At 68.0% G+C, this 26925-nt stretch carries 27 protein-coding genes and 6 pseudogenes; 16 read left to right on the top strand and 17 right to left on the bottom strand.

Annotated features, from left to right (window positions below; genetic code table 11):
- Positions 1 to 91: 91 nt before the first annotated feature.
- From ACIGDI_RS34920 to ACIGDI_RS34900, 5 genes and pseudogenes are all read left to right on the top strand, one after another.
- Positions 92 to 826: pseudogene (locus tag ACIGDI_RS34920) on the top strand (HAD-IC family P-type ATPase); the annotation flags it as partial.
- Between the two features lie 5 nt (positions 827 to 831).
- The gene (locus ACIGDI_RS34915) at positions 832 to 1500 is read left to right on the top strand and encodes a potassium-transporting ATPase subunit C (protein WP_399905290.1); all 669 of its coding nucleotides are present in this window, start codon (positions 832 to 834) and stop codon (positions 1498 to 1500) included.
- A 127-nt stretch (positions 1501 to 1627) separates the two neighbouring features.
- Positions 1628 to 2311, top strand: a complete 684-nt coding sequence (locus tag ACIGDI_RS34910) for a response regulator (protein ID WP_399905287.1) — start codon at positions 1628 to 1630, stop codon at positions 2309 to 2311.
- Between the two features lies 1 nt (position 2312).
- On the top strand, positions 2313 to 4856 hold the full coding sequence (locus tag ACIGDI_RS34905; RefSeq protein ID WP_399905285.1) for an ATP-binding protein: 2544 nt from the start codon (positions 2313 to 2315) through the stop codon (positions 4854 to 4856).
- Between the two features lie 367 nt (positions 4857 to 5223).
- The gene (locus ACIGDI_RS34900; RefSeq protein ID WP_399905282.1) at positions 5224 to 5628 is read left to right on the top strand and encodes a type II toxin-antitoxin system PemK/MazF family toxin; all 405 of its coding nucleotides are present in this window, start codon (positions 5224 to 5226) and stop codon (positions 5626 to 5628) included.
- 243 nt (positions 5629 to 5871) lie between these two features.
- On the opposite strand, the gene ACIGDI_RS34895 is transcribed toward ACIGDI_RS34900, so the two are convergent.
- The 4 genes and pseudogenes from ACIGDI_RS34895 to ACIGDI_RS34880 all read right to left on the bottom strand — a co-directional run bounded on the left by ACIGDI_RS34895 (position 5872) and on the right by ACIGDI_RS34880 (position 8342).
- A complete protein-coding gene (locus tag ACIGDI_RS34895; protein ID WP_399905336.1) occupies positions 5872 to 6117 on the bottom strand; it encodes a hypothetical protein in 246 nt (81 codons plus the stop codon).
- 58 nt (positions 6118 to 6175) lie between these two features.
- Positions 6176 to 6961 (bottom strand): annotated as a pseudogene (locus ACIGDI_RS34890) (IS4 family transposase); the annotation flags it as partial.
- Between the two features lie 143 nt (positions 6962 to 7104).
- On the bottom strand, positions 7105 to 8037 hold the full coding sequence (locus ACIGDI_RS34885) for an aldo/keto reductase family oxidoreductase (protein ID WP_399905279.1): 933 nt from the start codon (positions 8035 to 8037) through the stop codon (positions 7105 to 7107).
- A gap of 167 nt (positions 8038 to 8204) precedes the next feature.
- Positions 8205 to 8342, bottom strand: coding sequence for a hypothetical protein (locus ACIGDI_RS34880; RefSeq protein WP_399905277.1), 138 nt, complete (start codon positions 8340 to 8342; stop codon positions 8205 to 8207).
- A 675-nt stretch (positions 8343 to 9017) separates the two neighbouring features.
- On the opposite strand from ACIGDI_RS34880, the pseudogene ACIGDI_RS34875 reads away from it, so the two are divergent.
- The 4 genes and pseudogenes from ACIGDI_RS34875 to ACIGDI_RS34860 form a co-directional block, all read left to right on the top strand.
- Positions 9018 to 9236 (top strand): annotated as a pseudogene (locus ACIGDI_RS34875) (epimerase); the annotation flags it as partial.
- Positions 9237 to 9389: 153 nt separating this feature from the next.
- Positions 9390 to 9980, top strand: a complete 591-nt coding sequence (locus ACIGDI_RS34870; protein WP_399905274.1) for a TetR/AcrR family transcriptional regulator — start codon at positions 9390 to 9392, stop codon at positions 9978 to 9980.
- Complete coding sequence (locus ACIGDI_RS34865) at positions 9977 to 10816, top strand: oxidoreductase (protein WP_399905271.1); 840 nt, start codon at positions 9977 to 9979, stop codon at positions 10814 to 10816. The genes ACIGDI_RS34870 and ACIGDI_RS34865 overlap by 4 nt, the downstream gene beginning before the upstream one ends.
- Before the next feature lie 456 nt (positions 10817 to 11272).
- Positions 11273 to 11773: a hypothetical protein gene (locus ACIGDI_RS34860; protein WP_399905268.1), complete on the top strand. Its 501-nt coding sequence runs from the start codon at positions 11273 to 11275 to the stop codon at positions 11771 to 11773.
- A 241-nt stretch (positions 11774 to 12014) separates the two neighbouring features.
- Here ACIGDI_RS34860 and ACIGDI_RS34855 read toward each other — a convergent pair whose 3' ends face one another.
- The gene (locus ACIGDI_RS34855) at positions 12015 to 12338 is read right to left on the bottom strand and encodes an anti-sigma factor (RefSeq protein WP_399905265.1); all 324 of its coding nucleotides are present in this window, start codon (positions 12336 to 12338) and stop codon (positions 12015 to 12017) included.
- Between the two features lie 427 nt (positions 12339 to 12765).
- Here ACIGDI_RS34855 and ACIGDI_RS34850 point away from each other — a divergent pair, with 427 nt between their 5' ends.
- Positions 12766 to 13359, top strand: a complete 594-nt coding sequence (locus ACIGDI_RS34850) for a hypothetical protein (RefSeq protein ID WP_399905262.1) — start codon at positions 12766 to 12768, stop codon at positions 13357 to 13359.
- Positions 13360 to 13602: 243 nt separating this feature from the next.
- Here the strand turns inward: ACIGDI_RS34850 and ACIGDI_RS34845 are convergent, their stop codons facing one another.
- Complete coding sequence (locus ACIGDI_RS34845; RefSeq protein ID WP_399905259.1) at positions 13603 to 13812, bottom strand: hypothetical protein; 210 nt, start codon at positions 13810 to 13812, stop codon at positions 13603 to 13605.
- 285 nt (positions 13813 to 14097) lie between these two features.
- Positions 14098 to 14748, bottom strand: coding sequence for a helix-turn-helix domain-containing protein (locus ACIGDI_RS34840; protein ID WP_399905256.1), 651 nt, complete (start codon positions 14746 to 14748; stop codon positions 14098 to 14100).
- 77 nt (positions 14749 to 14825) lie between these two features.
- On the opposite strand from ACIGDI_RS34840, the pseudogene ACIGDI_RS34835 reads away from it, so the two are divergent.
- Positions 14826 to 15254, top strand: a pseudogene (locus tag ACIGDI_RS34835) (alpha/beta fold hydrolase); the annotation flags it as partial.
- Here ACIGDI_RS34835 and ACIGDI_RS34830 read toward each other — a convergent pair.
- The 7 genes from ACIGDI_RS34830 to ACIGDI_RS34800 all read right to left on the bottom strand — a co-directional run bounded on the left by ACIGDI_RS34830 (position 15194) and on the right by ACIGDI_RS34800 (position 20812).
- On the bottom strand, positions 15194 to 15610 hold the full coding sequence (locus tag ACIGDI_RS34830; protein ID WP_399905253.1) for an anti-sigma factor: 417 nt from the start codon (positions 15608 to 15610) through the stop codon (positions 15194 to 15196). The pseudogene ACIGDI_RS34835 and the gene ACIGDI_RS34830 overlap by 61 nt on opposite strands.
- A 319-nt stretch (positions 15611 to 15929) precedes the next feature.
- Positions 15930 to 16487 (bottom strand): sigma-70 family RNA polymerase sigma factor, encoded by a 558-nt coding sequence (locus tag ACIGDI_RS34825; protein ID WP_399905250.1) that lies wholly within the window; start codon positions 16485 to 16487, stop codon positions 15930 to 15932.
- Positions 16488 to 16534: 47 nt separating this feature from the next.
- Positions 16535 to 17227, bottom strand: a complete 693-nt coding sequence (locus ACIGDI_RS34820; RefSeq protein WP_399905247.1) for a class F sortase — start codon at positions 17225 to 17227, stop codon at positions 16535 to 16537.
- Positions 17228 to 17303: 76 nt separating this feature from the next.
- Entirely contained in the window at positions 17304 to 18137 is an 834-nt protein-coding gene (locus ACIGDI_RS34815; RefSeq protein ID WP_399905244.1) for a DUF4397 domain-containing protein, read from the bottom strand.
- A gap of 681 nt (positions 18138 to 18818) precedes the next feature.
- On the bottom strand, positions 18819 to 19058 hold the full coding sequence (locus tag ACIGDI_RS34810) for a hypothetical protein (protein ID WP_399905241.1): 240 nt from the start codon (positions 19056 to 19058) through the stop codon (positions 18819 to 18821).
- Positions 19059 to 19230: 172 nt separating this feature from the next.
- Positions 19231 to 19881: an NADPH-dependent F420 reductase gene (locus ACIGDI_RS34805; protein ID WP_399905239.1), complete on the bottom strand. Its 651-nt coding sequence runs from the start codon at positions 19879 to 19881 to the stop codon at positions 19231 to 19233.
- Between the two features lie 37 nt (positions 19882 to 19918).
- On the bottom strand, positions 19919 to 20812 hold the full coding sequence (locus ACIGDI_RS34800; RefSeq protein ID WP_399905236.1) for an MBL fold metallo-hydrolase: 894 nt from the start codon (positions 20810 to 20812) through the stop codon (positions 19919 to 19921).
- Between the two features lie 126 nt (positions 20813 to 20938).
- Between ACIGDI_RS34800 and ACIGDI_RS34795 the strand changes: the two genes are divergently transcribed.
- The gene (locus ACIGDI_RS34795; RefSeq protein ID WP_399905330.1) at positions 20939 to 21844 is read left to right on the top strand and encodes an AraC family transcriptional regulator; all 906 of its coding nucleotides are present in this window, start codon (positions 20939 to 20941) and stop codon (positions 21842 to 21844) included.
- Between the two features lie 114 nt (positions 21845 to 21958).
- Here ACIGDI_RS34795 and ACIGDI_RS34790 read toward each other — a convergent pair whose 3' ends face one another.
- Entirely contained in the window at positions 21959 to 22615 is a 657-nt protein-coding gene (locus ACIGDI_RS34790) for a TetR/AcrR family transcriptional regulator (RefSeq protein ID WP_399905233.1), read from the bottom strand.
- Positions 22616 to 22752: 137 nt separating this feature from the next.
- On the opposite strand from ACIGDI_RS34790, the gene ACIGDI_RS34785 reads away from it, so the two are divergent.
- The 3 genes and pseudogenes from ACIGDI_RS34785 to ACIGDI_RS34775 all read left to right on the top strand — a co-directional run.
- The gene (locus ACIGDI_RS34785; RefSeq protein ID WP_399905230.1) at positions 22753 to 23592 is read left to right on the top strand and encodes a patatin-like phospholipase family protein; all 840 of its coding nucleotides are present in this window, start codon (positions 22753 to 22755) and stop codon (positions 23590 to 23592) included.
- 126 nt (positions 23593 to 23718) lie between these two features.
- Positions 23719 to 24444: pseudogene (locus ACIGDI_RS34780) on the top strand (transposase family protein); the annotation flags it as partial.
- Positions 24439 to 24660 (top strand): annotated as a pseudogene (locus ACIGDI_RS34775) (molybdopterin-dependent oxidoreductase); the annotation flags it as partial. The pseudogenes ACIGDI_RS34780 and ACIGDI_RS34775, both read left to right, overlap by 6 nt.
- 107 nt (positions 24661 to 24767) lie before the next feature.
- Here ACIGDI_RS34775 and ACIGDI_RS34770 read toward each other — a convergent pair.
- Together ACIGDI_RS34770 and ACIGDI_RS34765 are read right to left on the bottom strand one after the other, a co-directional pair.
- Positions 24768 to 25106 carry a hypothetical protein gene (locus tag ACIGDI_RS34770; protein WP_399905227.1) on the bottom strand — a complete coding sequence of 113 codons (339 nt, stop codon included), beginning with the start codon at positions 25104 to 25106 and terminating at the stop codon, positions 24768 to 24770.
- Between the two features lie 177 nt (positions 25107 to 25283).
- A complete protein-coding gene (locus ACIGDI_RS34765; protein ID WP_399905327.1) occupies positions 25284 to 26039 on the bottom strand; it encodes a class I SAM-dependent methyltransferase in 756 nt (251 codons plus the stop codon).
- Between the two features lie 157 nt (positions 26040 to 26196).
- Between ACIGDI_RS34765 and ACIGDI_RS34760 the strand changes: the two genes are divergently transcribed.
- On the top strand, positions 26197 to 26841 hold the full coding sequence (locus ACIGDI_RS34760) for an MFS transporter (RefSeq protein ID WP_399905225.1): 645 nt from the start codon (positions 26197 to 26199) through the stop codon (positions 26839 to 26841).
- Positions 26842 to 26925 lie beyond the last annotated feature (84 nt).

Below are 26925 nucleotides of genomic sequence, written 5' to 3'. Positions count from 1 at the left end.
GGACGGAGGAACTCCCACTCCTCATCGGACAGTTCATGGCGACGTATCACCCGACCATGATCCACTACTCAAGATCAATTGAAGACACGACCTAGGGGTCATCCACCTCAAGGACGTCGTCAAGGAGGGCATGCGGGAGCGGTTCGACGAGCTGCGCCGCATGGGCATCAAAACCGTCATGATCACGGGCGACAACCCGCTGACCGCCAAGGCGATCGCCGAGGAGGCGGGCGTCGACGACTTCCTCGCGGAGGCCACGCCCGAGGACAAGATGGCGCTCATCAAGCGGGAGCAGGCGGGCGGCAAGCTCGTCGCGATGACCGGTGACGGCACGAACGACGCGCCCGCGCTGGCCCAGGCGGACGTCGGTGTGGCCATGAACACCGGTACGTCGGCCGCCAAGGAGGCCGGCAACATGGTCGACCTCGACTCCAACCCGACCAAGCTCATCGAGATCGTCGAGATCGGCAAGCAACTCCTCATCACCCGGGGCGCGTTGACCACGTTCTCCATCGCCAACGACGTGGCCAAGTACTTCGCGATCATCCCGGCGCTGTTCGCCGCGGTCTATCCGGGCCTGGACAAGCTCAACATCATGGGCCTCGATTCGCCCGACTCCGCGATCCTGTCCGCGGTCATCTTCAACGCCCTGATCATCATCGCGCTGGTGCCGCTGTCCCTGAAGGGCGTGCAGTACCGGCCGGTGAGCGCCGACAGGCTGCTGCGGCGCAACCTGACGATCTACGGGCTCGGCGGGCTGATCGCCCCGTTCATCGGCATCAAACTCATCGACCTGCTCATCTCACTCATCCCCGGAATCGGCTGATCGCCATGAACAACTCCGTTACGAACACCGCCCGGTTGCTCGGGGCCGGCCTGCGTGCCCTCCTCGTGCTGACCCTGGTCACCGGCGTCATTTACCCGCTGGTCGTCACGGGTGTCGCCCAGGCGCTGTTCCACAGCAAGGCGAACGGCTCCGAGGTCAAGGCCGACGGCAAGGTCGTCGGCTCCTCCCTGATCGGACAGTCGTACAACCTGCCGCTGAAGAAGGGGCAGGACACCCCGGACCGGGACCTGAAGTGGTTCCAGGGCCGTCCGGCCAACGGACTCGGCAGCAACAGCGTCAACACCCAGTACAAGCTGCTGCTGTCGGGCGCGACCAACCTCTCCGCCGACAACAAGAACCTGATCCAGCAGGTGCAGGACGCCAAGGCGGCCGTCATCAAGGACAACGCGGTGCCCGGCCACACGGTCAGGGCATCCGAGGTGCCCGCCGACGCGGTCACGTCCTCCGGCTCCGGCCTGGACCCGGACATCTCCCCGGCCTACGCGGAGATCCAGGTCCACCGGATCGCCGTGAAGAACGGCCTCTCGGTCACCCGGGTCGAGAAGCTCGTCAAGGACCACACCCAGGGCCGCACGCTCGGCTTCATGGGCGAGCCCCGGGTGAACGTCCTCGAACTCAACATCGCGCTCAAGGACCTTGTGGCAGAGCACTGATGGGATGACGTGACACGCACGGGAGTTGGCGGCCGTCCCGAATCCGTCAACTCCCGCTGCGATGACGTCGGTTGCCTCGCGTCCGGTGCCCTCCGGCCCCGACGCACGACAGGAAAGGCACGCACCCATGACCAGGGTGTTGGTGGTGGAGGACGACCCGCAGCTCGTACGGGCCCTCGTGATCAACCTGCAGGCACGCAAGTACGGCGTCGACGCAGCGCCCGACGGGGCCACGGCCCTGCGGCTGGCCGCTGCCCGCCAGCCCGACGCGGTGATGCTCGACCTCGGCCTGCCCGACATGGACGGCATCGACGTCATCAAGGCCCTGCGCGGCTGGACCCGGGTACCGATCCTGGTCCTGTCCGCTCGACAGGGGTCCGACGAGAAGGTCGCCGCACTCGACGCCGGCGCGGACGACTACATCACCAAGCCGTTCAACATGAACGAGCTCCTCGCCCGGCTCCGCGCCGCCGTCCGCCGCACCGAGGACACCCCGCTCGTCCCGGAGACGACGATGGTCGAGACCGGGGACTTCAGCATCGACCTGTTCGCCAAGAAAGTCGTACGGGGCGGCCAGGACGTACGGCTGACCCCGACCGAATGGCACCTGCTGGAGATCCTGGTGACCAACCCGGGGCGGCTGATCACACAGAAGCACCTGTTGCAGGAAGTCTGGGGCGTCTCACAGAGCGGCAAGACCAACTACCTGCGGGTCTACATGGCCCAGCTGCGGCGCAAACTGGAGACCGACCCCGCCCACCCCCGCTATCTGATCACCGAGCCCGGCATGGGCTACCGCTTCGAAGGATGACATGGCACGCGGAAAGCTCCGGATCTACCTCGGCGCGGCACCCGGCGTGGGCAAGACCTACGCCATGCTCTCCGAGGGCCACCGAAGGATCGATCGGGGCACCGACTGCGTGGTCGCCTTCGTGGAACACCATCGTCGGCCGCGCACCGAGGTGATGCTGCACGGTCTGGAGGAGATTCAGCGCCGGGAGATCGAATACCGGGGCAGCACCTTCACCGAGATGGACATCGACGCCGTGCTGCGGCGCGCCCCCGCCGTCGCCCTGGTGGACGAACTCGCCCACACCAACATCCCCGGTTCCCGCAACACCAAGCGCTGGCAGGACGTCGAGGAACTGCTGGCGGCGGGGATCGACGTCGTCTCGACCGTCAACATCCAGCACCTGGAGTCGCTCGCCGACGTCGTGGAGTCCATCACCGGGGTACGGCAGCGGGAGACCGTGCCGGACGAGGTGGTGCGCAGGGCCGACCAGATCGAGCTGGTCGACATGTCCCCCGAGGCCCTGCGCCGCCGTATGGCGCACGGCAACATCTACAAACCGGACAAGGTCGACGCGGCCCTGTCCAACTACTTCCGGCCCGGCAACCTCACCGCCCTGCGTGAACTGGCGCTGCTGTGGGTGGCAGACCGGGTCGACGCCTACCTGACCGAGTACCGCAGCGCGCACCACGTCTCGACCATCTGGGGCTCGCGTGAACGCATCGTGGTCGGCCTGACCGGCGGCCCAGAAGGCAGCACCCTCATCCGCCGGGCCGCGCGGCTGGCCGAGAAAGGCGCCGGCGGCGAGGTGCTGGCCGTCTACATCTCCCGCAGCGACGGCCTCACCTCCGCCTCACCGAAGGAACTCGCCGTCCAGCGCACCCTCGTGGAGGACCTGGGCGGCACCTTCCACCAGGTCGTCGGCGACGACATCCCCGCCGCGCTGCTGGACTTCGCACGCGGAGTGAACGCCACCCAGATCGTCCTCGGTGTCTCCCGCCGCCGGAGCTGGCAGTACGCCTTCGGACCCGGCGTCGGCGCCACGGTCGCCCGGGAGTCCGGGCCCGACCTCGACGTCCACCTCATCACGCACGACGAGGCGGGCAAGGGCCGCGGACTGCCGGTGGCGCGCGGCGCACGCCTCGGGCGGGCCCGGGTCGTCTGGGGCTGGCTCGTCGGTGTGCTCGGTCCCGCCCTGCTCACCTGGCTGCTCACCAGCGCCTCCCCGGACGTCGGCCTCGCCAACGACATGCTGCTGTTCCTCACCCTGACGGTGGCGGCGGCCCTGGCCGGCGGACTGCTGCCGGCGCTGGCGTCCGCGGTCGTGGGCTCCCTGCTGCTCAACTGGTACTTCACCGCGCCCGTCCACACCCTGACGATCGCCGATCCGAAGAACATCGTCGCCATCGCCATCTTCGTAGGGGTCGCCGTCTCCGTGGCCTCGGTCGTCGACCTCGCCGCCCGGCGCACGCACCAGGCCGCCCGGCTGCGCGCCGAGTCCGAGATCCTTTCCTTCCTCGCCGGCAACGTACTCCGCGGCGAGACCGGCCTGGAGGAGCTGCTGGAACGGGTGCGCGAGACCTTCGGCATGGAGTCGGCGGCCTTGCTGGAACGCGTCGGCGAGACCGATCCGTGGACCTGCGCGGGCAGCGTCGGCCCCCGCCCCTGCCAGGACCCCGACGACGCGGACGTCGACGTGCCGGTCGGCGACCACATGTCCCTGGCGCTGTCGGGGCGCGTGCTGCCGGCCGCCGACCGGCGGGTGCTCGCCGCGTTCGCCGCCCAGGCGGCCGTCGTCCTGGACCGCCGGCGCCTGCGGCAGGAGGCCGACCAGGCCAAGGAACTGGCCGAGGGCAACCGCATCCGCACCGCACTGCTCGCCGCCGTCAGCCACGACCTGCGCACCCCCCTGGCCGGGATAAAGGCGGCCGTCACCTCCCTGCGCTCCGACGACGTCGAGTGGTCCGAGGAGGACCAGGCGGAACTCCTGGAAGCCATCGAGGAAGGCGCGGACCGCCTCGACCACCTCGTCGGCAACCTCCTCGACATGTCCCGGCTCCAGACCGGCACCGTCACCCCGATCATCCGCGAGACAGACCTCGACGAGGTCGTGCCCATGGCCCTCGGTGGAGTGCCCGAGGACAGCGTGGAGCTGGACATCCCGGAGACACTGCCCATGGTGAACGTGGACCGCGGGCTGCTGGAGCGGGCCGTCGCCAACGTCGTCGAGAACGCGGTCAAGTACTGCCCACCGGAGGAGAGGGTGCTCGTGTCGGCCAGTGCCATCGCGGACCGCGTAGAGGTACGCGTCGTAGACCGCGGCCCCGGTGTGCCCGACGACGCCAAGGACCGCATCTTCGAACCCTTCCAGCGCTACGGCGACTCCCCCCGCGGCAACGGCGTCGGACTCGGCCTCGCCGTCGCCCACGGCTTCGCCGAAGCCATGGGCGGCACCCTGAGTGCCGAGGACACACCCGGCGGTGGCCTCACCATGGTGCTCAGCGTGCCGACGGCACCCCAGCGCCTGCCGGAGCAGCCCGACCTTTCGGCCGCGGCCACCTCCTGACGGCGCGAGCCCGGGGCGCTCAGCCTGCGGGCGTCACGGCCTTCCGGCTGCGGAGCCACGGTAGGAGCGGGGGAAGGAGACCTCACACCTCGGGCGGCACGGCCTCGAACTCCCTGTCCAGGTCCGACAGCAGGCCGAGTACAACTTCCGGGCTCGGCGCCGGGATTAGACCTGAGTGAACCGTCCGGCTATCCGGCTCATCAGGCCCTCGAACGTCTCCTGCCAGTGGGCAGGGTTTACGCTGTGACCTGCGGCCACCGCGTGATCTTCAGTCTTCACACACCGATGATCAACGGTGGCCACACCCGTCTCCACAGCGCGTCAGGCTCGGGCAGCGTCTGTCTGCCGTCCTGTGTCTGGAGGACTTGTGCAACGTGGCGAAGTCTGGTGGGTCCAGTTCGACGAGCGGAGGTTGGTCGTACTGCTGTCGGGAGACGACGCGTCCGGGATCCGGGTGATGCAGGTCGTCGCTCCGGCGGGCGTCGACATTAGCGGGCTGGGCATCGAAGTGATGCTGGGCGCCGGTGAAGGAGTGCCGTTCGAAGGCGTGCTGCGGCTCGCGTTCCCGCGTCCAGGCTTCACCCCTTGCACGTGGCTGACCACTGTGTCACGGGACGACCTGATAGAGCGGGCGGGCGTCCTGTCCTCGGCGAAGCTCAGCGAGATTGACGATGCCCTGCGACTCGCTGAACAAGCGAAGGAGCAGACCCCGGCGACGACCGCGAAGCTAAGCGAGATAAGGGACGCCCTCCGTCTCGGTGAACTCGGGTAGAGGGAGAAACACCCATCAGGGCCAATGCTGTTGCTTTACGCATTCGCAGGTTGGGGTCGTTGGACGCGGACTGCTCGAGTGCCGGTGCGGGTGGGCTGGGGCCAGGTGTGGTGTTCGGCCTGTTTGAGCCAGTAGTTGGACATCTTGCGTTTGACGACGCGAGGTTGGCTGCGCAGGCGTCTGCGCGGCAGGAGGCGTTCGAGCAGGTCCTGCTGGAGCACGACGAGCGTTCTGACCAGCAGGTCAGGGGGAAAAGCTGCCCGGCGTGACGGTCACGCTGTGCCGGGCGGAGCGCAGGGTTTCGGTGAAGGAGATCCGGTCCGGGTCCAGGCCCCGGGTGGCGGCGGTTCTCACCATCAGTTCGCGCAGCGCGTGGTGGACCAGCAGGTGTGCCCAGATCTGTTGCAGGACGCCGTCGGGGGTCTTGCTGCTGAGGACGACGCGGGCTCCGCGTTGATGGGTCTTGAGCTCGGCGAAGACGCTCTCCACAGCGTTCTTGGTAGAGCGCGGCCAGCTGGCGGGCAGGATAGCGGCGGGCATCCAGCAGGCTGGTCACCAGCCGGTAGTCCTCACCCTCACGGCCGGTGCCGTTGAGCTGGTAGGCCACCACTCGCACTGCGACGGGATCAGTGTGAGCGCGATCGGTGTGAGCGTGGATGCGGGAAATCCAGGAGCCGTCCCGCAACTGCCGGTCGACGGGCAGGATGCGGTTGGCGGGCACCCGCCACAGCAGATCGGCGCCGCTGGCGGTGAAAGCCCGCCACAACGGCACGCCGAGGAACTCCCGGTCGGCCAGGAGGAGTTGGCCCGGTCCGCAGGAGCGGGGCAGGCGGCCGACCAGAGTGACTTCGCCGGTGCGGCAGCCGGCCAGCTCGGCGTCCAGGACGAGATGGGTGCCCACCTCGATCAGGCAGGCCATCCGCACTTGGGGAAAGGAGGACTTGTCGTGGCCGCGGCTGTTTCCGGGGCGGCCGAAGGCGGCCTCATTCGCCGGGCTGTCGGCCACGTCCCAGCAGGTGGCGTCCACCGCCAGCAGCCGCAGTCCCCGCCAGAAGCAGCCCGGGGTCGCCTGGGTGCCCATCGGTTCGGCGGTCGTGGCGAACAGCACCCGCAGCGGCTCCGGACCCAGTCGCTGGCGGGCCCGAAACAGTGACGACTTCGCAGGGATGTGCCACTCGCCCAGCAGACCCCGGCCCCGCAGGCCCTCGACCAGGTGCCGCATCACGTCCGGATACGGCGCCGGGGAGAACTGGGCCAGCCCGAGCACGAAGTACACCACCAGCCGGGTCGGCAGCAGGCGTCTGCGCTGCTCCGCACGACCGCACGCGGCCACCACACGATCCACCAACCGGGACGGATACACCCAGGTCAGCAGCCCTAAGCCCGATAACTCACCGACGTCTGCAGACACCCGCACCACCCCCGGGAGCACTGCACAGCAGCGTACGCCCACGAGCTATTGCAACGGCATTGCCATTAGGGCACCTTGTATCCGGCGGCGCGGAAGAGTTCGTACCATTCGGATCGAGTGAGCGGGATGTCGGAACCGAGCGCGGCGGCCCTGACGCGTTCTGGCGTGGTCGTGCCAAGCACGACCTGCATCTGCGCGGGATGGCGCGTGATCCACGCGACCGCGATCGCCTCGGCCGGCACGCCGTATTTGTCGCTCAGCCGGTCGACCACCGCGTTCAACTCGGGGAAGCGTTCGGAACCGAGGAACGGGCCGTCGAAGAACCCCGCCTGGAAAGGCGACCACGCCTGGATGGTGATGTCGTGCAGGCGGCAGTAGTCGACGATGCCGTCATCACGTACGACCGACTGGTCGAGGTCCTGCATATTCGCGGCGACGCCCTGCGCGATCATCGGCGCGTGAGTGATCGACAGCTGCAGCTGGTTCGCCACGATTGGTTGCGTCACGTGCTTGCGCAGCAGATCGAGCTGTCGGGGCGTCTGGTTGGAGACGCCGAAGGCACGCACCTTGCCTGCCGCCGACAGCTCATCGAAGGCGCGGGCCACCTCCTCCGGCTCGACGAGAGCGTCGGGACGGTGCAGCAGCAGGATGTCGAGATAGTCCGTGCCCAGTGCCTGGAGTGAACCGTTCACGGACTCGATGATGTGGTCATGAGAGAAGTCGAAGTACGGCCCATCCTTGACGATGCCGGCCTTCGACTGAATGACGAACTGCTCACGCTCCGACGAGCTGAGCTTCATAGCTTCGGCGAACCGACGCTCGCAACCGTGGTCGTCCGAGCCGTAAACGTCGGCGTGATCGAGGAACGTGATCCCGTTGTCCCGCGCAGTGTTCACGAGCGTGCGCACCGCCTCGTCGGTCATGTTCTCGATGCGCATCAGTCCAAGGACGACGTTGGGGACCACCATGTTGGTGCCGGGCAGGGTGAAGGTCTTCATGTGACTCTTTCGCTGTGACGTGAACGTTTCAGACGGAAGGAAGTGCGAACTGGTCAGCGGTGAATTCGAGATCGGTTGTGGCTGCGGTTGCGGAGTCGCGGATGCCCGCGGAGCGGGGGCCCGGGGATCGGGATGAAGACGAGCGCGAGCTCCCGGGCGAGCGTGACTCAGTAGACACTGGTGCCCGCCTTGCCGACGGCGGCCTGCTGGACCGCGCTGTGACGTTCCGCGATGCCCTTCGCGTTCGCGAGACCGCCGAGGGGGCGCCAGGGCAGGAGAGCGAGGCCGAGCTTGGTGCAGTGCACGAGTTCCCCCGGCCTAAGTGGAAGCCGGGCGGACACTGGTCCTCCACCGACACGAGCCGACCGCCGAACATTTCGCGGGCTACGTCGATCTGTGCGACGCCGGCGTTTGAGATGCCGGCCATCATGACGACACCCTCGTCGAGCAATTTCCGTATTGCACTAACCGGGATGGTGGGGTCGGACGATGGAAGTGGTAGGCACCCATCGCGTCGACGCCGACTTGGCGGGCGTGGCTGGTTGCGGAGATGGTCTGGTCGCTGAGGGTGCGATACAGCATGAGCCTCCTCCCGGACGCCTTGGCGCGTGCGCGGTGCAGTGCGACGTCGCGTGCTCACTCTAGAAATCGCCGATCTAGAAATCCAACAACTGTTGGTTCTGAAATTGAGAACTGTGGGATGTGAATGGATCCACGCCAGACGGCGTGCGTGCCTGCGATCGCTGCCTCGACGGCATCGAGCGGCCAGACCCGGACAACGAGATCCATCAGTGCCCGTGCACGGTCATCTCGGCCCCGCACGCCTGGTTCGCCGCCTTCGACCCCGAGCAGGCCCGCGACTGCGATCGCGGGTCCCGGCGGCGCCCTGCAAGACCGCTGAGGGCGGTCAGTTGAGCTCGTTTGGCCACCCGGCTCTGCGGAATTCGAAACCGGGTTGGGTGGTCAGTTCAGGGCGCTGACGGCTCGGGCTGCGCTCGGCCATGGTGATGAGCTCGGATCCCGGCGGGGTCTTCGCCGTTCTGTTGGGGCCGGCCCGCCTGGGTCTCGGCGGTCCGGTCGCCGGGGGAGCGCAGTACGTGTCGTGGATCCATGAACGCGACTTCGTGCGCGCGGTGGAGTTCTTGATCGACCGGCAGGACATCGCAGGGCCGGTGAATTTGGCGGGTCCTCACCCTCTGCACGCCGGTGACGCTGAACGCCGACGTCGACGCCAGAAGAACTGTCTGTCCTTGACCCGTGGCTGGAGCCCGTACGAGCCCAAGGCGCTTTCACCCACAGCGGCACCTCACCTCAGATTGAACACTCTGACATTCCATGCAAGGATTGTCAGTATGTTCGACGACGAGGATCGGCTCGATCAGATCCTGAATGCTGCCTATGCGTGCTTCACCCGGCATGGCGTGCGACGCAGCACGATGGACGACATCGCCCGAGAGGCGGGCATGTCGCGCCCCGCCGTGTACCAGTACGTCCGCAACAAGCAGGACGCGTTCCGGCGCCTGGCCGCCCGGCTGCTGGACGCGGCCCTGGTCGACGCCCGCGCCGCGACCACCACCCCGGGAGATCTGACGAAGCAGCTGACCGGAGTGCTGGAGGCGAAGCTGGGGCTGGCCGCCCGGCTCTGGCATGACAGCCCCGCGCACGCGGCCGAGCTACTCGGCGTCGAGACCCGTCAGTCGGCGGACCTCGTCGAGGCCTACAACGACGCGATGCGTGACCTGCTCACCTCGGCGATCACCGCCGCCCGCCCCGATCTGGGCACGGCGGACGTGGGCGAAGTCGCGGAACTGCTGCTGGCGTTCACCCGCGGCCTCGAAGCCGACCTCACCGACCCCGAGGCACCGGCCCGACGCCTGCGCCAAGGTGTCGCGCTGCTCGTCGCCGGTCTGGACCACCCTCACCCCGACAAGGAAGCATCATGACCACCACCGCCGTACTGATCACCGGAACCTCCTCCGGTATCGGCCGGGCCACGGCCCTGCGCCTTGCCGCCCACCCCGAGCTGACCGTCTACGCAACCGCCCGCCGACCGGAATCCCTCGCCGATCTCGCCGCGGCCGGAGCCCGCACTCTGGCCCTGGACGTCACGGACGGACAGTCGATGTCCGATGCCGTCAAGATGATCGAGAGCGAGCACGGCTCGGTCGGTGTGCTGGTCAACAATGCCGGCTATGGCGCGTACGGCACCGTCGAGGAGACCGGCCTGGACGCGGTGCGTCGCCAGTTCGAGACCAACGTCTTCGGTCTGGCCCGGATGAGCCAGCTGGTGCTGCCCGGCATGCGCGCCGCCGGGCGGGGCCGCATCGTCAACGTCGGCTCCATGGGCGGCCGGCTCGTCTTCCCGGCCGGTGGCTACTACCACGCCAGCAAGTACGCCGTCGAAGCCCTCACCGACGCACTCCGCTTCGAGGTCGCACCCTTCGGGATCAAGGTGAGCCTGATCGAGCCGGGCCTGATCCGCACCGGCTTCGGTGACACCGCAGCCCACACCCTGGCTGACTCGGCGGCCCCGACCGGGCCGTACGACAGCCTGAACGAGGCCGCCGACCGGCAAATGGCCCAGTCCTACCGTTCGAAGCTGCTGTCCGCCCCACCCGAGTCCGTCGCCGAAGTCATCGAGCACGCCGTCACCGGCGCGCATCCGCGCACCCGCTACGTGGTCACCCCCGCCGCCAAGCTGCTCGTCCACAGCAGGCGCCTGCTCGGAGCTCGGTTCTTCGACGCCTACCTCCGCCGCCAGTTCAGGAGCGCTGCGTAACCAGGCTCCTTGGCCGACCGATCACGACCCAGCCGGCAGCGCTGCCCATGCCCGCACTGTGATGCAGTATTAGCCGGTCGAGTCCGCTCCTGGGTGTGCGAGTCCCGTGCCGCCGCGGCACCCCCGCAGAGGGCGCGGCGCGCTAGGGATCTGCATGCAAGTGCACCATTGGCACACGGTCCGGGCGTTGGTTCTCGGCTTGGAGGTCGTCTGCCGCACTGACAGCTCCAAGCCTGACGCGAATACCCCAGTCGTTGACAGACCGAGTTGTACTGACGATACGTCAGGCCTCTTACTCCGAGCTCCTCTTTGGCTCCGCGCTCGAAAATGGCACTGTCGGTGCCTCCAAGGGGCGCGCTCACCAGGGAACCCTGCTCGACGTCGGCATCGCATCTCAGCGAGTCCCGAAGCGGCAGAACCTGCCGACCATGACCCCCACATCCGCGAGGAAGCGATATGAGACGCCTCAGCACCGTGCTGCCCATCGCCGGGTTGACCCTCGGCGCCGTACTGGGCACGGCCGGCCCCTCGAACGCGGCAACCACCTATCAGACCGAGGTCACCGCCTTCGCGGCAGGGGACAACGATCCCGTGGGCGGTGCCATCGCCTACCCCGGCAGCGCTCCGCGCCACTCGACGGCCGGCGGTGTCGGAACCTACGACGACCCCGTCACCGTCGCCGCCTACGCTCCCGCGCTCCCGGTCGGGACGCGCATCTACCTCTCCTACGTGAAGAAGTACTTCATCATGGAGGACCTGTGTGGGGCCTGCCGCGACGACTGGAACCGCTCGGGTACGCGCCGCGTCGACATCTGGATCGGCTACTACGAGGGCACCAGCGCAGAACGCTGCGAGAGCCGCCTGACCCTCTCCTCCACCTCCATGGTGGTCGATCCCGACCGCGAACTCCCCGTCGACACAAATCCCTTGCTCGGGCCCAACGGCTGCTACCTGTAGACCGATATCCCGCTTTCCAGGAGTACACAGTGCGCACCAACACGGTCCTGCTCTCCCTGACGGCCCTCGGCGCGGCATCCCTGACGGTCCTGCAGCACCATCGGCAGTCGCACCGCGGACGCCTCGAACCCCCAGGCGCTGGCTCTGATGAGCTCCTGCGGTCGAGCAGGATCCACCCAGGTCTTGGGCCCCGGCGACGCCGGCCACGACACCCACTGCCTCCCGTCACGGAGCCCGACCCTCAACTGGCGTAACGTCCACGGACGATGCTCTTGCCGGAGTGATCGGGCTTGCCGTTGTAGGGCTGTACGGAAACGTCGACGACCGAGTACTCCCCGAGGTCGATGTTCTTCGGTACCGGCAGTGTGGCCTTTCCGTCGGGGTCCAGGACTCCCATGGACACGAGCTTGGTGTGGGAGCGGTCCATGAGCCACACCTCGAAGTAGCCCGAGGTCGTGGGAACTGAGAGCGCCTCGACCCGGGCCTGCTCATGAAACTGGCGGTGGTGGTCACCGTCGAGGGCGAGTCGGCCGTAGCAACAGCCGGTGCGACGCCTGACCGCCAACGGATATGCCCGGCAACCATCGTTGCGCAGTGCGGGCTTCCGCCACTTTCAGCGCGGAGAGGGGTGCTGCTGTGTTGCGATGCGCCGTCCGCTGTCAGCAAGCAACAAGGCTGGAAGGCCGCTCGGAGCCCCCGTGCCGTGCCAGCGCCCATGACGGCCTTCCTTCCAGCCTGCAATCCAACGGATGGGTCGAGGAGACATACCGCCGGCGAGGCCGCATCGGTTGCAGACCTTCGAACGATCGAGGAAGCACGGAGGATTTCGGCTCTCAAGGTCACTTCCAGTATCGGCAGTTTGGCCGTGAAAGGGATGAATCGGGCGCCTGTAATTTGCTCGGCTGCCGGCCGCATCCACTCCGGTGGCAGTGGCGGAATACGTCCCCGTCATCCGCTTCACCCGGAACAACACGCCTCAGGAGTGAACTGCCATGACCCGCACCGTACTTGTCACCGCTGCGTCCACTGTCGCGGCCCTGGTGATCGCAGCCCCCACCGCCTCGGCAACCCCCCATACCGTCCACATCAAGGGGGGCCACACCTCCGTGACGGTGGCTCCGGCGATCGCCAACGCGCTGCTGTCCAATGGAATCGCCCCCATCGTCACCCGTCCCGGCAAGCCCAGCCTCACCACCGTCGGTGGTCAGCCGACCCTGAAGGCCACCTACCCGATCACCGGTGGCTCGCTGACCGCCAACCCCCTCGGCGGGAAGATCAAGCACAGCGGCGGCCTGAAGTTCACCAACGTCTTCAACGGCCGCTCTCTGGAAGTCAAGAACTTCACCATCGACCTCACCAAGGGACGACTGACCGGCCTCGTCGCCGGGACCAAGACGCGCGTCCCCGTCTTCAAGCTCGACCTGTCCACCGCCCACGTCAAGCTCGGCAAGCACGAGGCCGACGCCACCAACGTCACGCTCAAGCTCACCAAGGAAGCAGCCGGCGCACTCAACTCCACCCTCAAGACCAAGGTCTTCAGCACGAGCCTGACTGTGGGAACCGCCGACACCCGCCCCAGCTTCTGACCCATTCACGCGACGGCAGGCGGTGCCTCCACTTCCCGGCACCGCCTGCACGATCTCTGCTCAAAAGCTCACGGGCGAACCGCGTCAACTCACTTGACGTCGTGAACTGCCCCTGCCGCCTGACGCCGCCCATGCCGGCCAGCGCCTGGTGAGAGGGACGTGGCTATTCATCTCTCGCCCGTCTGTCGGGCGCCGTCTTCGAGGCCCGATCGGCTTCGCGCCTGCTCCAGCGCAGCTGACTCCTCAGATCGCGGGGATGACGTCCCAGACGATTTCTATGCCCGTCATCGACTCCCCGAAGTGAGCCGCTCGAGCATGGGAACGAGCTTGTACGAAGACGGTGTTCACGTCCTCATCCACTGTGACGACTTCTCCCATGAAACGGCAGCCAGCGCACACCGCGTACATCACCGCGACCGCACGATCCGGCTGGACAAACTCCGACTGTTCCATCGTTCACCTCTCGGCGTGATTCCGCGGCGGACAGCGGATCGGATGCGCATGCCGAATCAAGCTGCCGGGAACTCAACGCGCGTGGCCCCAGGAAGACACCACCGGCGCCACAGAGCGCGCCGACGGCTGATCGCAAGCGGTTCTCCTCGGTGATTCCTGACGTCGTCATGCCGCAAGTCGCCGTAGCAGTCCATGCCAGCGCGTCTGCGCCTGTGCCGCAGTGCGGGTTGTGCGTCAGTACGTCTCCATTCGTGGGCCCCGGGACTGGCTCCGCGGTTGCGGAGCCTATTTCCCTTCGTCTCGGCCGGCCGAGACGCGATTCGGCTCACGGCTGCTGTGGCCGACGACTGGAGGTATGCGTGGTCGGAGGCGCTCGCCCTGCGGTCCGAACATGATCAGGTACTCGACCGGACCGCCAGGGCTTGTGTTCGCCACCCCATGCGGGGTGCGAGTGTCGAACTCGGCGGTGTCCCCGGCGACCAGGACGAGGTCCTGTTCGCCCAGCGCCAGCCACAGCCGCCCGTACAGCACACACAGCCACTCGTAGCCGTCGTGGGAGACCTGCCGAGGGCGCGCGGGCGGGGCCTTGAGGGCGGGCAGGACGTGCTTGTGGGCGTGCAGGCCGCCGACGTAGCGGGTCAATGGCAGCACCGCCTTGTCGTCGCCGAAGCTCAGCGGAGCCGTGGCGCGCGGCGTGGCCGCGGGGGCAGGTGTGATGCCGGACAGGTCGTCCAAGGAGACGCCGTACTCCTTCGACAGCTGCAGCAGCACCTCCAGGGTGGGCTTGCGCCGCCCGGTCTCGATTCGAGACAGCGTGCTGGTCGAGATCCCGGTCGCGCAGCTGACACTGGCGAGCGTCGCGCCGTGATGCTCGCGCGCGGCCCGCAGCCCAGGCCCCATCGCGGCCAAGACGCCGTCCACGTCATTGACTGCCACCTTTCAGCTCCTTCTTAGCCATACCGCCTGCCAGTTGTGTCCTGCGATGTTGCCAGAATGGCAAGGCTCGTCGCGGCGCCGCGGCCGGGTACCGGGCGGTGGCGATCGACGTGTGCGGTTACGGCCGCTCCTCCAAGCCCGCAGCGACCGGGGCATACCGGATGCTCGACCTGGTGGAGGACAACGTCGCCGTCGTGCGCGCCCTCGGCGAGGAGAGCGCGGTCGTCGGGCACGACTGGGGCTCCAACATCGCCGCCGCCTGCGCCGGTAGCGGGTATAGGCATCGACAGAGACCCGCAGAGAGGCGAAGCCCCCAGGTAGCCAACGTTGTTGAGCCGGTCGACGAACGCTACTTCGTCTTCGGCGGGGTCAGCCCAGCCCCCTCAGCGATCAGAATCGCGCTGTTGCCCGGACAGCCCCTACCAACCCGTCCTCACCTTCGGCGTCAGCCGGCGTACGGGCCGCGGACGATGCTGTCTCCCGAATGGTCGGGCTTGCCGTTGTAAGGCTGGACGGAGACGTCGACGACGGAGTACTCGCGCAGGTCGATGTTGGTGGGCACGGGCAGGGAAGCCCGGCCGTCGGAGCCCAGGACGCCCATGGACACGAGCTTGGAATGGGTACGGTCCATGAGCCACACCTCGAAGTAACCGGACGTCCGGGGCAGGCCCTTGACCGTGATGGTGAGAGTGCGGTGCCCGCTGCTGCCGCTGAGTCGTGCGTACCCTGCTGAGTTCGCCTGCAGGGAGTCCAGCCGCCTCCCGTCGGTGACGGACACGGTCGCGTCGTCCCGGGTGACCCACCAGGTGATCGTGCTGCCCGCGGCGGCACCCAGGAGCGCGGCGCAAGCGGCGAGTGCCACACTCAGGCGACTCAGGCGCCGGAACCTTGGCCCCGCCACCCTCGGCGAGGGCTGGTGGCCTCCGGTCGGGTTCTGCTCGGCGGTGTTCGGGGCAGCGCCCTCATCCTGACGATGAAGGCCCAGCTCGCTTGCGATGGAATCCCATAGGTCGGCCGGAGGCGGGAGCAGCTCATCCTCCCGGGGAGACCGCCCCTTCATGGTCAGGACGACGTGGCGCAGTGCATCGAGTTCACGCGCGCAGCGCGCACACGTACGCACGTGTTCTTCGTCCGGAGGGGACGGATTTTCTCCGATCGCCATCAGCGCCAGCGTTTCTTCATCAGTGTGCTCCACCGTCCACCTCCAATCGCTTCTTCATGCGCATCAGTCCGCGCCGTGTGTTGCTTTTGACGGTCCCCAGCGGAAGGCCGGTGCGCTGGGCGATCTGCGCCTGGGTGAGATCCTCGTAGAACGCCATTTCGAGTACGGTCCGCTGTTGTTCGGGAAGGCGGTCCAGTTCGTCCGCCAGCACCACGAAGTCGACGACGGAATCCGTTGGGGCATCCTCCCGAGACACCTCCGCGGCGCCCGCCACGGTGACCGCTTCGATGTCCCGCTGATGCCGGGAGCGGCGGATGAGCGCATCGGCCACCTTTTTGTGGGTGATACCCATCAGCCATGTCTTGAGGGAACCACGCTGGGGATCGTAGCTCTTGCGACCTCGCCATGCACCGACGAACACCTGCTGAGTGACGTCCTTCGCTTCCTCGGAGTCTCCCAGTCTCCTTGCTGCCACGGTGAAGATCAGCGCGCCCCAGCGGCGGTATGCCTCGTTGAGGCAGGCCTCGTCGCCGTCGGCGAAGCCTTGCCCGAGCTCTCCGTCCGAGCGGGTGCTCATGACCGCAACAGTAGCCGCCAGTACCTGGGAGCCGCCCCATGCCGTCGTCACGTCGGCGCCTCCACAGCAGTGACGACGAGATTGTTCTGATATCCGCCCTTGTCCGCGAGGTAGGGGCCCGCGCAGGTGATCAAAGTCAGGACGGCCGGCCCGTCCCGGCGGAACGCCCCGGACGCTGCCAGGTCCCGCTTGCCGATAGTGCGGCGCGAGCTCACCCGGTACTCCACCTCGCCGCCGTCCTTCTGCCGCACGAGCACCCGGTCACCTGCGTGTACGTCTTTCAGGGCAACCAGCACCCCCAGTCCGCGCCCCTTGGAGTCGACGTGGCCCACGATGACCGTCGAACCTTCCGGGGAACCCGGTTCCGGCGAGTAGCGGTACCACCCGACCTGCTTGGGGTTGGCGGGTATCTCCATCTGACCCTCGGCCGCGACGCCCACCGCCTTGACGGTTGCCCTCACGTCGAGACGGGGCAGGGTCAGCGACGACGGTTCGCTCGTCCCTGTACGCCTCGGCGCTTCGGCACCGCGCGCCCTGGCCGCGGACGAGTCCTCGGGCGGGACCCGCGGCGTCTGATGGGAGGACACGGGGCCGGCGCCCGACGCCGTGCCGAAGTCTCGGGCACCGGCCACCGGGCCCCCGAGCCGGGCATCGACGAGCAGCAGGGCGGAGACGATGAGCCCCACCAGGGCGGCGGACAGTCCCATGACCAGCAGAAGCCGTGACGAGGGCTTGCTCATGCAGAGTTCCTCTTCACTGGGAGAAGGGCAGGGTGCCGCCGGACCGACCGCGGCGGCACCCCGATGGGCGTAGGTCTCAGCGCGAGGTTCGGCGCAGCCGCAGGAGCAGTCCCGCAGCGCTCAGGGCCGACACCGCGCCCAGGGACAGAGCACCGATCGGAAGACCCTCGTTGTGAGCGGCGGCCGCGCCGGTCTCGCCGGCCGGGACACCACTCGGCGCCGAGTGCATTCCGGTGAGGGACTGCACCTTGAGCTGCAGGTTCTTGTCATCGGCGCTGCCCCAGGCGTAGACAACCGTGTTGGTGCCCTCGGCCAGGTTCAGCTTGGCGGGCCCGATCGCCACGGTGTCGGTTCCGGCGAGCACCACGTCGGCGGAGACCGTGCCGGCAGCGACCTCGCCCTTGGCCTCCTTGGGGTTCTGCAGGTCCTTGAAGACGGCCTTCCCGTTGGCCCGGACGTCGACCGCGGGTGCGGCGGCCACATGGCGCACGGTCAGCCGGGCCTTCCCCGCGGGGATCTTGGACATGTCGTTGACGAACGCGTCAAGCGCAGGCTTGCCGTCGGCTGTGAGGTGGGCGACCAGCGTTGCGTTCGCGCCCGCGGGCACGTCCACCTTCTTCTCGATGGCCGGCGAGCCGTCCGGACCCTCACCTTCCTTGAAGATCTTTATGTCGTACGAGCCCGCGTCCAGCTTCATCGGGTCCGTGAGCGTGCCCGGTTTGAAGTCCGGGATCAGCTCCTTGTCCCCGGCGTAGACGTCGACGGTCAGGCCGGGCACGGCGTGCAGTACTGACACCGTGGCCTGATCACCAGCGGCTTGCTGCTGAGCCGACGCGGAAGCCCCGGCGCTGACGGACAGGGTGACGGCAATTGCGACGGCCACGGTGGCGCCCGCAACACGTGTGTTCATGGCGGTCTTCCCTTTCGATCGAGACCTGCTTGAACCTTCGTGGCAACGCATTCCGTCAACGGGCGAAGGATGGTTTCACCCGGCTGCACATCTATTTCAGCGGCTCGTGCTTTCCGGCAGTCGGCTGGCGTGGCGGTAGAGCGCGGCCAGCTGGTAGGCGCGGTAACGATCAGATGCAGGTGATCGCGCCGCGTCGTCGACGAAGTCACCGAAACGCGAGTCCGATTACCGCTGGGAGCAGGTCGACCCGACGGCCGGATCCACGATGAATCCCAGCCGCAATTCCTTGCGGCCCGCGCCCCGATCGGCGTAGATCCCGCCGACCAGCGTGGGGATGGCGAGGACAAGGGCACGATCTGGCGCGGCCAGTCTTCCCGCGCGGTGGTGAAGGGCGGCAGGACCGGCAGCAGTGGCCCGACGGCGTCACGGAACTCCACCGCTTCGCGCTTGAGTGAGAGGATCTGTTCGGTCACGTCGTCGCGGGCGGGGGAGAAGCCGCATCGCTCCAGCTGTGTCAGGTCCGTGCGGACCCGGGCGGCGGCTCGTTGTGTGTCGTCCGCTGGGGTGCCGGTCTGCGGAGTTGCGCCCATCTGTGTTCCGGACTGCGTCGGTCGGCGGCGCGAGCGTCAGGGTTGCCTGCCGCCCGCCCCCGCCGGGGATGGGGCGGCCGGTACGGCTGTGTCAGCGGTCGAGGTGGGCGACGAGCAGGTCGGGGTCCTCGTTCGTGAGGTACGCGGCGCTGGGGACGTACACCGTGTGGTTGTGGACCGCGACGGAGGTCGGAGTCTGGAGGCCGTCGGCGGCCGTGAGCACCGCGGAGTGGGTGCCGTCGGGGCGGACGAGGTCGACCTGGTTGTCGTCGCGGGCGGCGAGGAGGGTGTCGCCGCGACCGGTGAAGGCGAAGTCGTCGATGGAGGGCATACCGGTGGCCTGTACCTGGATTGTGCCCGCGGTGCTGCGCGCCGTGGCTGGGATGCGCAGGACCGTGCCCTTGTCGAGGTTGGTGGGGTGATTCTCCTGGTGTGCGTCGGGGCCACTGTCTGCCCGCAGGGATAAGGCGGGCCGACAGCGTGGATGGGGGCGGGGAATCGGTTCAGGGGGCGACGATCTTGATCGTGCTGGCCCAGCCGTAGCCGCCCTCGCGGATCTGGAGCGCCATGTGGAGCAGTTGGAAGCCCTCCAGCTGGCGTGCGTGCTCGAGCGCGCCGACGTCGACCGGGTTCAGTCCGCCGGAGGCGACCAGGTCGGCGACCTCCTCGCGGGCGCTCTGGTCGTCACCGGCGATGAAGACGTCCAGCGGAGTGCCGTGCACCTGACCGGCGACCAGGGTGGCGGCGAAAGTGGTGTTGAACGCCTTGACCACGCGCACCTCCGCTCCGGCGGCCTCGGCGATCTGCTCGGCGGCGGAGGTGTCCGGGGCGACGACGAGTGCGTCGAGCGTGGCGTCGACGGGGTTGCTGATGTCGATCAGCACCTTGCCGCCGAGCCGTGGCCCGTAGGAGGCGGCGAGCTGCCTGGCCGCGTCGAAGGGCACCGCGAGGACCACGATGTCCGCCTGGTCGACGGCGGCTTCGTCGTCGGCACCCACCCGCCCTGCGCCGTCAGCCTGTTGGCGTAGTTCGTCGACGAGCCGTACGGCCTTGCCGGGGTCCTTGGCGGTGATGGTGACCGTGTGGCCGCCGGCCAGGACCCGGGTGGCGATACCGCGGGCCATGTTCCCGGCCCCGATGATGGTGATCTTCATGGGCGTGGTCCCTTCTCTTTGCTGAGGTGCCGTACTGCTATTGGACGCGCACCCGCACGATGTCGAAACAGCAGCCAGGGGTCGACGATCTGGAACTGGAAGTTGACGATGAGAAGGTCGGGGCCATCGTCGTTGCCGCCGCGCAGGAACACCTGGGTTGCGCTCCGGTGGATGGTGCCGCCGTAGGTGGTGCCGTCGCCGGTGCTGCCGACGTAGAAGTACGGCGTGCCCTGCTGGCGGGCGATGCCCTGGGGTGTCGCCGGGGATCGGGTTGCTGGTGGGCAGCGCTGCCGGGCGGTGGACGGGGTGGGGCACGGTGCCGCCGGAGGTCGCGAGGGCCTGGACGGCGCCGCCCCCATGGGGAGGTCGGCCGTTGCGACACGGCCTGCTGCCAGCCGATGATGTCGTTGTTGCCCAGGTAGAGGTGGAGGTCGTGGTAGACGAGGTCCTGGGCGATCAGAACGCCCTGCTCCGGCAGCTTGATCAGGAGTTCGTCGGCCGCCTCGCCGCCTGAGACGGCCTCGAAGACGAAGGTGACGCCGTCGATGACCTCCGTGCCGGGGACGAGGGCGACGCTCGGGGTGAACTCGGCGAGCGGGATGACCTGGCCGGTCGGCAGGTGGCTGTCGCCGCGGGCGACGATCTGCTGACTCACCCGAGCCAGCGCGTGGACGGGGACGCCGAAGCGGGAGGCGCCGTTGTAGTGGTCCGGGTGGGCGTGGGTGACGATGAGGCGGTCGATCGGCTTGCCGAGTCCCTTGGCGTAGGCGACGGCCTCGTCTGCGTAGGCGGGCAGCAGCTGGGCGTCGATCGCGATGATGCGCGCCGGGGTCTCGATCAGCTGGGTGGTGGTGTGGAAGGTGTCGGCCGGCGACATGTAGCTGTGAATGCGGACCGCGCCCTTGCCGAGGACGGTGACCGAGCCGTTCATAGGGGCTCCTTGCGGTGAAGACGGCCTTGTGCCGCCTCGATGTCCTCCACTGTTGTCACATCGCCGCAGGCAGGCGAGATACGCTGAAGACGCGGCATGGTAAATCGAGGACATCTGGAGATGGTGATGCGTCCCGCGGACCTGCGAGACGGCGATCCCGCCCCGGGAGACGCCATCCTCCGGCTTGGCTTCCGTCCCCCTGACGATCGGGTTCCCGGGTTCGAGATCATCGATCTCGCCACGCTGCACGAGCGGCGTCGGCGCCGGGGCCGGCGGCCCGACCTGGTGCACCGGGTGGACTTCCACACGCTCACGCTGATCACGGAGGGGAACGGCGAGCATGCGATCGACTTCGTGACCTATCCATGCCGCCCCGGCACCCTGTTGTGGGTCCGGCCGGGCCAGGTCCAGCGTTTCGTCCGGCCCGGCACGGCGAACGGCACCCACCTCCTCTTCACGCCGGCCTTCCCGTCGCACACCAGCAGTGCCGACCGGCTGGTGGGGGAGTGGTACGGGCCGGCCTGCAGGCAGTTGGGGGCGGGCCCCGAGTACGCCGTGTTGTCGACCCTGTTCGGGCAGATGCGGGCTGAGTACGACCGTCCGGCGCAGACCGTGTCGGCGGAGATCCTCCAGCTCCTCCTTGCAACGGTGCTCCTGCAGATCGACCGCCTGCCGCACCCCGAGGGCGGTGGCGACCCGCAGGCGGGCGGCGAGGTGTACCGCCGTTTCCGTGCCGAGCTGGAGCGCGGGTACACCACCACCCGTCGCGCCGCCGACTACGCCCACCGCCTGGGGTACACCGTCAAGACACTGACGCGTGCCTGCCTGGCCGCCACCGGACAGCCCGTGAAGCACGTCATCGACGCCCGCGTGGCCTTGGAGGCTCAACGGCTGCTCGCCCACACAGACGAACCGGTGGCGACGATCGCACGACGGCTCGGCTTCGTCGAACCCACCAACTTCGGTAAGTTCTTCACCCGCCACACCGGCATGACTCCGGGCGCGTTCCGTCAGGCCCATCAGGGCGCGTAGGCGCCTCGCTCACGAAAAGACAGTGAGCCTTTTTCAACCTGATCGTGACGCCGAGGCGGAGAGGTTCCTGGTCAGGGGGCGGCCTACAGGGCAACCGTGTGAGTCACAGGCCTCTCAACGCCGCCTGTGCGGGCCGAGATTGAGCAGCACTTTGCCGAGCTGGTCGGAAGTGAGGGCCGGCGTGGGCAGCGGGGGCGCGGTCGGGTTGGTGCGAAGACCGTCGAGGAGCAGGGCGAGCGGGCGGAGCCAGGTATCCGGGGCGACCGTGGTGAGCGCGGGAACAGCCCGGCCCAGTGCTGCGAGGGTGAAGAGCAGGTCCTCGGTGGTGAGGTCCGGGCGGATGGTGCCCTGCTCCTGAGCGCGCCGGAGCAGCTCGTCGATGGTTTCGCGGTTGTGGGCGTGGATCGCCTCCAGGGAGGTGACGCCTTCCAGGTTCGTGGTCATGAGGTCGTTGGTGCCGCGGTCTGCGGCCAGGCCCGCGAACACGGTTCGCAGGTACTGCGTGAGTCCAGTCCATGCGTCCTCGGCGGTCCGTGCCCGCTTGCCCGCTGCTGTGGTCTCCGTGAGTGCATCCCGGAAGACTTCGTCGACGAGCGCGGCGCGGGTCGGGAAGTGGCGGTAGAGGGTGGCGTTGCCCACGCCCGCCCGCCGGGCGATTACATCGAGCGGAGCGTCCAGGCCCTGTTCGGCGAAGACCTCGCGGGCTTTGTCCGTCAGCAGCTTCCGGTTGCGCAGCGCATCACGGCGTCCTACCGGCGAACGGTCGCCCATGGTGTCTCCCTCTCCTCGCCCCGTATCGGGGAGCATTCCCCGATACGGATGCTATCGTCGGCCGAGCAAGCGGGGATTGCTCCCCGTTTTGCTTCCCGCGGGGGGACATCCGCGGTCATTCACGGGGAGGGGAAAGCATGCCCGGCACCGCACTCGTGCTCGGCGGCGGCGGACCGGTGGGCGGAGCCTGGTTGACCGGGGTGCTCGCCGGCCTCACCGAGGCCGGGATCGATCTCGGCAGCGCCGATGTCGTGATCGGGACCTCCGCCGGTGCCGTCTTCGGATCCCGGCTCCGGTCCGGCGTTCCGGCCTCGGATCTCTACGAGCGTCAGCTGTCCGGAGCAGACGCGGTTCGTCTGCCGGTGACAGCGCGTCAGACAGCGCGCTTCCTCTGGGCTGCGCTCGGCTCCCGCGATCCCCAGCGGTCCATCGAACGCCTCGCCCGGGCAGCACTCCGCGCCCGGACTGGCCCCGAGTCGGACGTCTTCGACACGGTAGGTGCGCTCCTGGGCCACGTACGCGACTGGCCCGAGCGGGAGCTGCGGATCGCCGCGGTTGACGCGCAAAGCGGACAGACGGAGGTGTTCAGCTCGCACTCTGGAGCGACACTCCTCGAAGCGGTCGCCGCGAGCTGCGCTGTACCCGTCGTATGGCCGCCGGTCACCGTGGCGGGCCGACGCTGGATGGACGGCGGCAGCCGTTCGACCGCCAACCTTCAACTCGCGCGCGGGTACCGCCAGGTACTGGCGGTCGTGCCGGTCCCTCAGGCGGTCGGGCCGCATCCGAGCGCCTCGCAGCAGGCTGCGGAACTGACCGACGACGGAACGCGTGTCATCCTGATGTCCCCCGACCGCGCCGCGCGCCGCATTATGGGCCGCAACATGGCGGATGACACCCGCCGGCCGGCTGCCGCCCGCGCGGGCCACGCCCAGGCCGGTGCACTGGCCCCTTCGGTGGCCGACGCCTGGCAGGGGTGACTGCGGCAGCGCACACGTTGCCAAACTTTCCTTGAATTCGGGAAAACGAAGTCGTCTGCGCACGAGACGATGAAGCTCCTGGTAGGTGGGTTTCGACCAGAGAACCGTCTCTACCGGAGGCTGCGCGTGTTCGTCTATCCGTCGGGTGTCGATGTGTCCGGCACTGCCCTTCGCTTTCTGTCCGCCCGCCTGCGAGCGCGCCGCCGCGCTATCGGCACCCGATGGCGGCGTCTGAGTGCGGGCCGAGAGGCCCTACTCGTTCTCGTCCACCTCCCTAACCGACATACCTATCCCCAGCTCGCAGCCGGTTTCGGCGTCGGAATCACCACCGTCTACCGCTACGTCATTGAGGCCGTCGAGCTCCTAGGCGCCCTCGCACCTCTGCTCGCCGAAGCCGTCCGGGCCGCGTTGCTGAAGGCGTACCTGATATTGGACGGGACGCTGATGGCGATCGACCGGATCGCCGCCGACCGGCACTTCTACTCCGGCAGGCACAAGATGCACGGCATGAACGTGCAGGTCATAGCCGACCCGAAGGGCCGCCTCCTGTGGGCATCACCTGCCCTGCCCGGAGCCGTCCACGACGTCCGGGCAGCCCGCGAGCACGGCATCGTCGACGCCCTCGCCGCAGCTGGCATCACCTGCCGGGCGGACAAGGGCTACCACGGTGACGACGGCACAATCCGCATTCCTTGCCACGGCCGTTGGGACAGCCTTTCCACGGCTCAGCAGGCCGTGAACCGGTCCCATGCCAAGATCCGGGCACTCGTCGAGCAGGCGGTGGCCACCCTGAAGACATGGCGGCTCCTTCGCAAGCTCCGATGCTCGACCACCCGCATCACGAGCCTCGTCCTGTGGGGGAGCGGGCTACGCGGCACCCCTGGCGAGGACCGGCTGGTGGAGTTCGGGTACGACGATCTGCGAGCCCTGCTGGCCGTCACCCGTACCGCCTTCGTCGAGTGCACCGGAAACGGCCGCTCCTACTACACGACTCAGCAGGACGAGACGGTCAGCGGCACCGCGTGGACACTGGGTGCGATCGGGGTCGCGCGCTGGCGTGGCGTGCGGTAGGGAAGGGCCATCTCACCGGTCACGGTGTCGAGGGCGAGGATCTCCCGTTGTACGAGGGCGTAGCGCGGTCCTGGCGGGCGTGGTTCTGTCGGCAGTTGGTGACGTCAGTTGTTCGTGAAAGCTGACGGCACCAGGTGATGGCCCAGAAAGATGTTCGCGAATTCTGCCGTCCCCATCGGGGTTGCGGTGTCAAGCTGGAAGTGCTCAGTAAAGGAGCACCCCCGATGCCGCCTGGCCAGTCGAAGGTCGAGTTGTACGCCGGGCTGCGGCGCGACTCCCACGATGGCATGTCGAACCGGGCGTTGCAGTGCAAGTAGCGTCACCTGGAGCACGGTCAACAAGGCCCTGACCTCGGCTTGGCCGCAGCCACGCACGACAACCGCTTCGGCGCGGCCGTCGAAGCTGGATCCGTTCACGCTGCTGATCGACGAGATCCTGCTCATTGATCTGGACGCGACCAGGAAACAGCGCCACACCGTCACCCCGGATCTACCGCCGTCTGATCGACGAGCACTCCTCGCCCGAGGCATTGTGTTGACCACTTGAAACCGCACCGATGAGAGGGCGCAAGCGTCCTGCGAGCAACCGCGCGGTCCGGCCAGGGACTGAGAGTCCGGTGTTTATACCTTGCTCGCGACCACCATGTAGTTCTCCGCCTCAAGATCGAACGTGCTCAGTTCCGTCTGGAGTCCGACCCGGTGCAGCTCGACTTCGAGTTCCTCGTACCGGTAGGGCCAGCAGGACAGCAGTTCCGAGCGGACAAGAACCAAGCCAGTCGCCTCAACTTGCGCGATCGCAATCTCGATGTGGTGCTCCTCCTCCCAATGCGGCGCAATCTCCCAGCGGTAGACCACGACGGCATCGCGACCGTTCCGGCGGACGAGTCGGTCACTGATCTCCAGCCGGGAACCTCTGGCCCTCACGAGTTCCCAAGTGCGGGATGTGAGTACCAAGCGCCCGCCGGGGCGCAGAAGCCGTGACATCGACTCCAGAGCAGCACCCCTGCCTGTCGCGCCCGCGGCATGGTGAAGCGAGTTGCCAACGCAGAACACCATGTCGAACGTGTTGTCCTGGAAATGGTCGGGTAACTCTTCCCAGTTCGCCCGTAGGGCCCGGACGGATGCCCCGAACTCCTCAGACAACTCTGCAGTCCGACGAACCATTGCCTCGCTGGCGTCAGTTGCGACAACCTGCATGCCACGACCGGCGAGGCCCACCGCCAACTGTCCGGTTCCGCACGAACAGTCGAGGACGTGAGCGTTCGACGGCAGGAGATTGAGGACGTCGTCGAACGACGCAGCGAACTCGGCTGGAGGCAACTTTGCATCCGAGATGAGCCATTCGTACACCTCGGCAAGCACGTCATAGCCTGTCACTACCACTACCTCCGTCACGCGGCAGACTCACGGTAGGAGGCCAGTCCATCAGCGGAGCAAGCCGGGCACCAATGGTTTTCGCAAGGATGGCTCTGACGGTGTTTGCGGGTGGTCAGTTGTCCGTCTGAGTGGATGTCACCGGCTGGTTAGCTGGGACGTGGCGGCGGTCGCCAGCCTCGGGACGCCGCTCATCACCAGCGTGGCGACCACGTTCCACGTCTCCCTCCACAGCGCGCAGTGGACGCTGACCATCGCCCTGCTCAGCGGCGCCGTCGCCACACCCGTCCTCGGCCGGCTCGGAGCCGGTCCGCACCGGCGGGCCATGAAACTCGCCCCGCTGGCGATCGTCGTCATCGGCAGCACGCACCGTGCTGCCGCTGCCGTTCGCCTGGCTGTTCGTGGGCCGAGCGGCCAAGGCGTCGGACTCGGTCTCACGGCGCTGATGATAGGCGTGGCCCGCGACCATCTTCCCGAGGAGCGCAGCGCGGCCGTGATCGCGCTGATCTCGGTGGTCTCGATCATCGGGGCCGGCGTCGGCTACCCGCTGGCCGCGCTGCTCGCCGAGTTCGGGGGACTGCGGGCCGCCTACGGCCTCGGCCTGCTCGTCACCGCCATGGCCTTCGTGACCGCGTGGCGCTCCATGCCCGCAGCTCCCGAAGGCCGCTCCGCTCACGTGGACGTGGCAGGCGCGGTCGTCCTGGCCGCTGCACTGCTCCTGGTGCTATTCCTCGCCGGCGAACGGAATCTGTGGAGCCGGCACCTCGCCGTGGCGGCGGGCCTCGCTGTCGTCGCGGTGCGCTGACCCCCTGCTCCTGGCCCGGCAGCGCCGTCGTGGTCGGCGGGGGGTGTGCTCTGTTCGCGGCGCCCGGTCGGATCTGGCCGAACT

The organism is Streptomyces sp. NPDC085900, assembly GCF_044540925.1.
GTDB classification, from domain to species: domain Bacteria; phylum Actinomycetota; class Actinomycetes; order Streptomycetales; family Streptomycetaceae; genus Streptomyces; species Streptomyces gilvifuscus.
Note: the sequence above shows the minus strand (reverse complement) of the source record. Positions and strands in the feature narration are given on the sequence as shown.

Excerpts from the sequence above, each read along its gene's own strand:
- ACIGDI_RS34915 (WP_399905290.1), top strand. The coding sequence starts at position 832 with ATGAACAACTCCGTTACGAACACCGCCCGGTTGCTCGGGGCCGGCCTG.
- ACIGDI_RS34910 (WP_399905287.1), top strand. The coding sequence starts at position 1,628 with ATGACCAGGGTGTTGGTGGTGGAGGACGACCCGCAGCTCGTACGGGCC.
- ACIGDI_RS34905 (WP_399905285.1), top strand. The coding sequence starts at position 2,313 with ATGGCACGCGGAAAGCTCCGGATCTACCTCGGCGCGGCACCCGGCGTG.
- ACIGDI_RS34885 (WP_399905279.1), bottom strand. The coding sequence starts at position 8,037 with ATGAAGACCTTCACCCTGCCCGGCACCAACATGGTGGTCCCCAACGTC.
- ACIGDI_RS34870 (WP_399905274.1), top strand. The coding sequence starts at position 9,390 with ATGTTCGACGACGAGGATCGGCTCGATCAGATCCTGAATGCTGCCTAT.
- ACIGDI_RS34865 (WP_399905271.1), top strand. The coding sequence starts at position 9,977 with ATGACCACCACCGCCGTACTGATCACCGGAACCTCCTCCGGTATCGGC.
- ACIGDI_RS34860 (WP_399905268.1), top strand. The coding sequence starts at position 11,273 with ATGAGACGCCTCAGCACCGTGCTGCCCATCGCCGGGTTGACCCTCGGC.
- ACIGDI_RS34850 (WP_399905262.1), top strand. The coding sequence starts at position 12,766 with ATGACCCGCACCGTACTTGTCACCGCTGCGTCCACTGTCGCGGCCCTG.
- ACIGDI_RS34845 (WP_399905259.1), bottom strand. The coding sequence starts at position 13,812 with ATGGAACAGTCGGAGTTTGTCCAGCCGGATCGTGCGGTCGCGGTGATG.
- ACIGDI_RS34825 (WP_399905250.1), bottom strand. The coding sequence starts at position 16,487 with ATGAGCACCCGCTCGGACGGAGAGCTCGGGCAAGGCTTCGCCGACGGC.
- ACIGDI_RS34820 (WP_399905247.1), bottom strand. The coding sequence starts at position 17,227 with ATGAGCAAGCCCTCGTCACGGCTTCTGCTGGTCATGGGACTGTCCGCC.
- ACIGDI_RS34815 (WP_399905244.1), bottom strand. The coding sequence starts at position 18,137 with ATGAACACACGTGTTGCGGGCGCCACCGTGGCCGTCGCAATTGCCGTC.
- ACIGDI_RS34810 (WP_399905241.1), bottom strand. The coding sequence starts at position 19,058 with ATGCCCTCCATCGACGACTTCGCCTTCACCGGTCGCGGCGACACCCTC.
- ACIGDI_RS34805 (WP_399905239.1), bottom strand. The coding sequence starts at position 19,881 with ATGAAGATCACCATCATCGGGGCCGGGAACATGGCCCGCGGTATCGCC.
- ACIGDI_RS34800 (WP_399905236.1), bottom strand. The coding sequence starts at position 20,812 with ATGAACGGCTCGGTCACCGTCCTCGGCAAGGGCGCGGTCCGCATTCAC.
- ACIGDI_RS34795 (WP_399905330.1), top strand. The coding sequence starts at position 20,939 with ATGCGTCCCGCGGACCTGCGAGACGGCGATCCCGCCCCGGGAGACGCC.
- ACIGDI_RS34790 (WP_399905233.1), bottom strand. The coding sequence starts at position 22,615 with ATGGGCGACCGTTCGCCGGTAGGACGCCGTGATGCGCTGCGCAACCGG.
- ACIGDI_RS34785 (WP_399905230.1), top strand. The coding sequence starts at position 22,753 with ATGCCCGGCACCGCACTCGTGCTCGGCGGCGGCGGACCGGTGGGCGGA.
- ACIGDI_RS34770 (WP_399905227.1), bottom strand. The coding sequence starts at position 25,106 with ATGAGCAGGATCTCGTCGATCAGCAGCGTGAACGGATCCAGCTTCGAC.